This window comes from Lachnoanaerobaculum sp., from assembly GCF_057250505.1.
In genome coordinates this window covers 24,909-31,823 of the sequence record NZ_DBHIEQ010000027.1, presented here as the reverse complement: position 1 = coordinate 31,823, position 6,915 = coordinate 24,909, and the positions used below count along the sequence as shown (strand labels likewise).

General features: G+C 36.3%; 7 protein-coding genes. All 7 read left to right on the top strand.

Annotated elements, in window-relative coordinates; genetic code table 11:
- The first annotated feature begins 83 nt into the window (after positions 1–83).
- The 7 genes from ACO6FI_RS10755 to ACO6FI_RS10725 all read left to right on the top strand — a co-directional run bounded on the left by ACO6FI_RS10755 (position 84) and on the right by ACO6FI_RS10725 (position 6,828).
- Positions 84–1,277, top strand: coding sequence for an IS630 family transposase (locus tag ACO6FI_RS10755; protein ID WP_485457332.1), 1,194 nt, complete (start codon positions 84–86; stop codon positions 1,275–1,277).
- A 20-nt stretch (positions 1,278–1,297) separates the two neighbouring features.
- Positions 1,298–1,843 carry a hypothetical protein gene (locus ACO6FI_RS10750; protein WP_485457331.1) on the top strand — a complete coding sequence of 182 codons (546 nt, stop codon included), beginning with the start codon at positions 1,298–1,300 and terminating at the stop codon, positions 1,841–1,843.
- Between the two features lie 167 nt (positions 1,844–2,010).
- Positions 2,011–2,517, top strand: coding sequence for a hypothetical protein (locus ACO6FI_RS10745; protein WP_485457330.1), 507 nt, complete (start codon positions 2,011–2,013; stop codon positions 2,515–2,517).
- A 64-nt stretch (positions 2,518–2,581) separates the two neighbouring features.
- Complete coding sequence (locus tag ACO6FI_RS10740) at positions 2,582–3,091, top strand: hypothetical protein (RefSeq protein ID WP_485457329.1); 510 nt, start codon at positions 2,582–2,584, stop codon at positions 3,089–3,091.
- Positions 3,092–3,275: 184 nt separating this feature from the next.
- On the top strand, positions 3,276–3,938 hold the full coding sequence (locus ACO6FI_RS10735; protein ID WP_485457328.1) for a 3'-5' exonuclease: 663 nt from the start codon (positions 3,276–3,278) through the stop codon (positions 3,936–3,938).
- Between the two features lie 14 nt (positions 3,939–3,952).
- Positions 3,953–5,503, top strand: coding sequence for a TerB N-terminal domain-containing protein (locus ACO6FI_RS10730; RefSeq protein ID WP_485457327.1), 1,551 nt, complete (start codon positions 3,953–3,955; stop codon positions 5,501–5,503).
- The gene (locus tag ACO6FI_RS10725; RefSeq protein WP_485457326.1) at positions 5,500–6,828 is read left to right on the top strand and encodes an ATP-binding protein; all 1,329 of its coding nucleotides are present in this window, start codon (positions 5,500–5,502) and stop codon (positions 6,826–6,828) included. The genes ACO6FI_RS10730 and ACO6FI_RS10725 overlap by 4 nt, the downstream gene beginning before the upstream one ends.
- Positions 6,829–6,915: the final 87 nt, after the last annotated feature.

Below are 6,915 nucleotides of genomic sequence, written 5' to 3'. Positions count from 1 at the left end.
CTAGTATATAGTTAATTAAATAATCATCACAAATAATTATTCTATGGTATAATAAGATTATTCTAAAAAGAGAGGTGCTTATTATGCCGAGAAAACCAACTTCCTTAACCCTTAATGAAGGCGATTATGAATACCTACGCTCATTGATCAAGCAGAGAACCATACAGGCTCAAGTAGTTATAAGAGCCCATATATTGTTGGACAGATATAACGGAACTCCAATTCGTACTATTGCAAAAATATACGATATAAGTCCTTCTACCGTGCAACTATGCATCAAAAAATATATGGATGGCGGAACCAAAAGTGCATTATTTGATGCTCAGCGTCAAGGTCGTCCTGTTGAGATAACAGATGACGCTGTTGCTTGGATTATAGATATTGCTTGTCAGCGTCCCGCTGATCTTGGTTATGCACAAGAGCTATGGACACTTAAGAACCTACATCAGCATATTCAGACTCATGCAGTCGAGGCAGGTTACCCACGTTTGGAAACAATAACAAAGCCTATGGTTCAAAAAATACTAAAAAACTCTGATATAAAGCCGCACAAAATAAAGTATTACTGTGAAAAACGTGATCCTGAGTTTGAGTCCAAGATGCATGATGTACTGTTGGTGTATAAACAGGTGAGTATGCAGTTCGATGAAAACGGTCAGCTTATTATACCGGCAGATGAACCGATGGTACATACAGTATCTTGTGACGAAAAGCCGGGAATACAGGCTATTGCCACTACAGGAGAGGATCTTCGCCCTACGGTCGGAAACGGTTATGTGATGCGAGATGCTGAATATAAGCGTCTTGGAACCTTATCACTCCTTGCCGGAATAGATCTGTTAACAGGTGAAGCAATCCCTTATGTTAGCACAACACATAAAAGTTCTGATTTTATAGAACTACTTAAAAAACTCGATGATCGTTATCCTGAAAGAGATATCATCCGCATAGTATGTGACAATCATTCAGCGCATAAATCAAAAGAGACAAGGAACTACCTTGCTACTCGCCCCGAAGGAAGATTTGTATTTGTGTTTACACCTAAGCATGGGTCTTGGCTTAACATGATAGAAAACTTCTTTAGCAAGATGACGAAACAGATGCTTAAAGGTATCAGAGTAGAAACAAAGGAAGAGTTGGAGCGTCGTATCTACCTTTACTTCGATGAGGTCAATCGAGAGCCGGTTGTTTATCATTGGTCATACAAAATGGATGACATTAGCGTTACCGAAGCGATTGAAGCAGGAATTAAAACCAATGAGGTTTGTAACAGTTAATAATTATTCGATATACTAGTATGCTTCCAATTTTGCCTATTGGCTTAAGCTTTATGTTTATAGATTATTTTTATAAAGTATTTGAGGAGTATTTTTCAAGGATAAGGGATAAGGTTTGTGATAGTGAATATATAGATGAGGTATACAATATATGCTCAATGTTTCCTTTAGAGATAGGTGAGGACTTTGATGTTAATATATATAGGTATGATGACTCTGAACCATATATTGAATTTTCGTATATAGATACATATGGAAATTCACAAAAAGGAGATGGAAATATAAGTCTTGAGTTAAATTCAATAAAGTATGATAGCATTTCGCTTGGTATTAACATAAAAAACTTCAATGTAAATCATGGTATAACGATTACAAGAGAAATTATTAAAAATAGTGCTGTTGATGATGACTGGGTAGAACACCGATATGTTGATGTTGACTGGGGGGAGAGCACAGATAATGACTTTAAGCTGATTATTTCAAAATATAATGATTATAGTTGGGGTACATTAAAAATAAAAGTTTACATAAAGGAGTACCCTGATATTGTTGGATATATATATTAATAAATAAATTTGAAATGTGGCTGACAATTTGATTTAAAACTTTATGGTGGAATTTTCGTTTAGATATTATCCTCCCCCTCTAGCCAACATAAGGTATATGAGTTAAAATACTTATATACCTTTTTGTTTTATTTTTTAGTTGTTCTGTTTTACTTAGGGGGAGCATTATGGAATTTAAGGAGAAGAAAAAGAGCAAGAAGAAATTATTCACAGTGTCCATAATAATATTGTCGGCGGTCGGTCTGTTCGCATACTTTGACAGGGAAAAGTTTTGTTGGTCATTATTCATTATCGGTTGTATAGCATATGGTGGCGGTGGTATCAGCTATGTAAAGAAAAAGCTGGATGAAAACTATAAGGAAAGATATGAGTCGACTAAAGCTGCAGCAGTTCTGATATGCCTTATGATATATCTTATCGGTGTTGTCGCCCTTATTTGTGTATTTGAAGAAAATGAGAAGAATAAGGTGGAAGATAACAAGCCATATTACAATATATTGGTACCGTCACATGGTACGGGTACAATTAACAGAAAAGAGATGGAAGAATATTTAGAGGAAGAACTTTATTACTCAGAATTACGTTCGGCTCATATTACGGATAAAAAGAAAGAGTGGGTAGACGATGTTAACAAGTGCTTAGATGATATTGTCGGGGGCAGAAAAAAACAATAGATATAAAAAATAAATAATTCTAAAATCGCTTTAACTTTTACAGTTTTCACTTAGGGGGAGCATTATGGAGTTCAAGAAGAAAAGGAACAAAAAGAAATTATTCATAATATCCATAATATTATTGGCGGTCGGTGTATTTGCATATTTTAATAAAGAGAAGGTCTGTTGGGCTTTATTTATTATCGGAGCTATGTTATTTAATAACGAGGGAATGTCACTTATAAAGAAAAAGCTTGATAAAAGCAAAAAAGAAAGATATATGCCGACTGAGGCTACAGCATTTTGGATAAGTTTTATAGCATATATTATCGGTGCTTTAGCCCTCCTTTGGATGGTAGAGGGGGAGAAAAAGGTGGAAGATACCAAGCCTACGTTCTATTACAATACGGTATTACCTTCAAAAAGTTATGATATGAATGTAACCGATAAAAGGAATATGGAGCTTATTATAGGTTCCGAATACTATTCATTCTTATACGGAGAAGAGAATCCGGACAAAAAGAAAGAATGGATAGACGGGGTTAATAGCAGTTTGAAAGATATTGTAGGAGCTGATAAGGGCGGACAGGAGTAGATTTAGGGCTGTTGCATACAGTGCAGCGGCTCTTTTTGATACCTAAAGGCTGATTATCGAGTAGCTGTTACAGAGTAAAGAAAACTAACTTCATTAAAATATAAATATAAAAGTTTGAAGGTATTTTTATCGTACAGCATATATTGTAGAATACGAGTATAATAAAAATAACCCGGAGGCGGAAATGAAGCATATAGTTTTAGATTTGGAAATGAACAATATAAGCAATAAATATAAGGACTTTGATTGTACTATGGAGACTATTGAAATAGGTGCTATAATGTTGGATGAAAACTATCAGGAGATTTCGTCATTCAGAACCTATGTAAAGCCTGAATACAATAACAGAATCAGACCTTTGATAAGCAGATTGACAGGCATTACCTATGATATGGTGATAAATGCTCCTAAGTTTGATGAAGCAATGAAGATGTTTTCAAATTGGTGCTTGGGTGTGAATGACGATATCAAGATATATGCTTGGAGTGAAAATGATTATAAGCAAATCTCAAAAGAGATAAGCTTAAAGAAATATGAAATAAGTTTGGATGAAGAAAGAGTTTATTTGACAGAATGGCATGACTTTCAGGCGGAGTTTGACAAAGAACTTGGATTTGAGAAGCAGCTTTCATTGAAGATGGCGCTTGATATGGCAGGTGTCGACTTCCTTGGAAGAGAGCACAGCGCACTTGATGATGCAAGGAATACCGCCAAGCTTTTTAATATATTCAATGACAGAGAGATGTTTGATTGCACACTAAAAAAGATTGCGGAGGCAATGAAACCTACAGATTTCGGGACATCACTTGGAAGTATGTTCGATCTGTCAGGTTTTGCGGTGGCATAGTTTAAGGATAAAAGATGGATGCTAAAAAGTTTCTTGATTGTATAAATGAAAGATATAAACGAAATGTAAAAAGTGATTTGACTGTGCTTGATTCGTCAAGCGAGGGTACAAAGTATAGCGATACGGCGATACCTTTTGCCAAGGGGAGCGATTTCTTTAAGAAAAGGGAAGAAACTCCTAAGAAAATCTATGAGATGATAAATATGTACAGCTATAATGATTATCCGTGGTATCAGAAAAGTAAGAATTTCTATAAGCAGGGGAAGTTTATGGAAGACTATGAGGATAATTACTATGAGAAGGTGAGAGATTATTGCGGTTACTTTGTCACATATCATGAGCTTAATGCCAATCAGCTAAGGTCTTACTTTACATGGAGGACAGATATAAGGAAGGGCAATTACAGGAGTACATATACATCATTTATATATCTGTATATATATGAACTGCTTTGCGGAATAGGCACCGTATCAAAGTATGACACTATAAATAAGTTAAAAGAGTTGGAAGAAAATATCTTAAACCTTGAAGGCATAGAAAACGTCGCTCAAATAAAGAGCAACTTAAACAGATGGTATTTTGAATACGCCGTTATAAACGGCTTTGGCGCAGATGAAATCAAAGAATATATAGGGGAAGATGTTTTCAAAAGGGATGAAGCGATAGAAATATTTAAAAAGCCGGAAAATCACTCAGATAATGAGATATTTGACGTGTTAGTATTTTTATTGGGAAGCAGAGTGACAGACTCTCTGAGTGTGAAAAAACAAAAAGAAAATATGATATATATTTTTGCCAATGTTTGGAAAGCTATATTAAAAGCAGGCAGTATTAATGGTCAAACTGCTTTCACACATTGCTTCGGCAGATTACAGAGTAAAAGGTGGTATCCGCTCGGTAACACTCCATATCTTAAAGAAACCTGTGAAGGAACTGATTATGTTTTGAACAGTGTCAGGTCTTATCACTACAGTAAGCAGGCATGGAAGGAAAAATCATACAGTAAAGAATGTTTTGACAAGAAAAAGCTTATATCAGTGTTTCGTGAAATTGACAGATATATGAGAGTAGAGTATAAATTGGGGTATTGCCTGAAGGAAAGAGAAGAGGATAAGTGGATAAGAGATTATGTCAAAGAGGCGTTTGATAAATCCGTCTTGGAATTAAAGGGAAATGAAAAGAAACAGATAGATATTGACTTTTTTGCTCTAAACAAAATCAGAAGTGACGCGGATATCACAAGGGAGAGCCTTATTGTGGAAGAAGACGAAGATACAATCTTTGATATATCGGATAATGAAAAGACACAGGAAGAAGAGATTATTAAACCGGATATGCCTACAGATATTGATATAAATATAAGGATTTTAGAATGTATACTGGCAGGGGAAGACTATAAACAATATATAAAAGAGAATAACCTCTTTGCTTCCATTGTCACGGATACAATCAATGAAAGGTTCTTTGATGATATAGGCGACAATATACTGGAATGTGACGGAGCGGATATTTATCTGATTGAAGATTATAAAGAAGATATTTTAGATATAATGGAGAGATTATGAATGACGAAAAAAGGGTACCGAAGCGAATTGCACAGACACTTATCAATTCGCTAAAGGGCGGAGTGGTGCCGAGAACGGGACTGCCGTATATTACAGTAGGAAGAAAGAATGAGATTGAGGCACTACTTCACGATGTGGATATCGTATCTGAGGGAGGTGCTTCATTCAGGTTTATTGTAGGAAAGTATGGAAGCGGAAAAAGCTTTTTATTGCAGACTATAAGAAACTATGTGATGGATAGAGGCTTTATAGTGGCGGATGCCGACCTCTCGCCTGAGCGCAGGTTGCAGGGTACCAAGGGACAGGGGCTTGCAACCTACAGAGAACTTATCAGCAATCTGTCCACAAAGACAAAGCCTGAGGGAGGAGCCGTTACCCTGCTTCTTGATAAGTGGATTAACAAAATTCAGGCAGAATGCATGGAGGAGAGTAAGTTTCTTCCCGGAAGTGTTGAGTTTTCTTTGGAGGTGGATAAAAAGATTTATTTTACCTTATCAAGCCTTTCAGAACTGGTGCACGGATTTGAGTTCGGAAATATTTTATCAAAGTATTACCATGCCTATATAGAGGGTGATGACGATATGAAGATGAAGATAGTGCGTTGGTTTCGAGGTGAATATACAAGAAAGACACATGCAAAAGAGGCGCTTGGAGTGAATATAATAATCACTGACGATGACTGGTATGAGTATATCAAGTTGTTTGCCATGTTTTTCAGACTGGCAGGTTACTCAGGGCTTATGATTATGGTGGATGAGCTTGTCAATATCTATAAGATACCTAATGCAATTACAAGACAGTATAACTATGAAAAGATGCTTACAATGTACAATGATACTTTACAGGGAAAGGCGAAATACTTGGGTATCATAATGGGAGCCACACCGCAGACGCTTGAAGATAAGAGGAGGGGAATATACAGCTATGAAGCACTGCGTTCAAGGCTTGCAGATGGTAAGTTTTCAAGGCCGGGTATGAGGGATTTGCTCTCACCTGTTATCAGATTGGACCCGCTTACACCTGAGGAGATGCTTGTGCTTTGCGGAAAACTGGCAGATATTCATGCAGGACTTTATGATTATAAAAAGACCTTGGTGGACAGAGACTTGGGTGATTTTATAAAGCTTGAGTATTCAAGAATTGGCGCAAGTGAAAATATCACTCCGAGAGAGGTTATAAGAGACTTTATAGAATTGCTTGATTTACTTTACCAAAATCCTAATCTAAGTATAAATGAGCTTTTAAATTCGGAAGGTTTTGATTTTGCAAAGCCTGATAATGTGTCGGATAATGCAGATGAGAATTTTGTGGAGTTTACACTATGAATGTGTTTGAGAGATATGCTCCTTTTATCAGGAATTACATCTATGAATCGGGTTGGCAGATGTTAAGAGGAGTGCAAAATGCGGCAG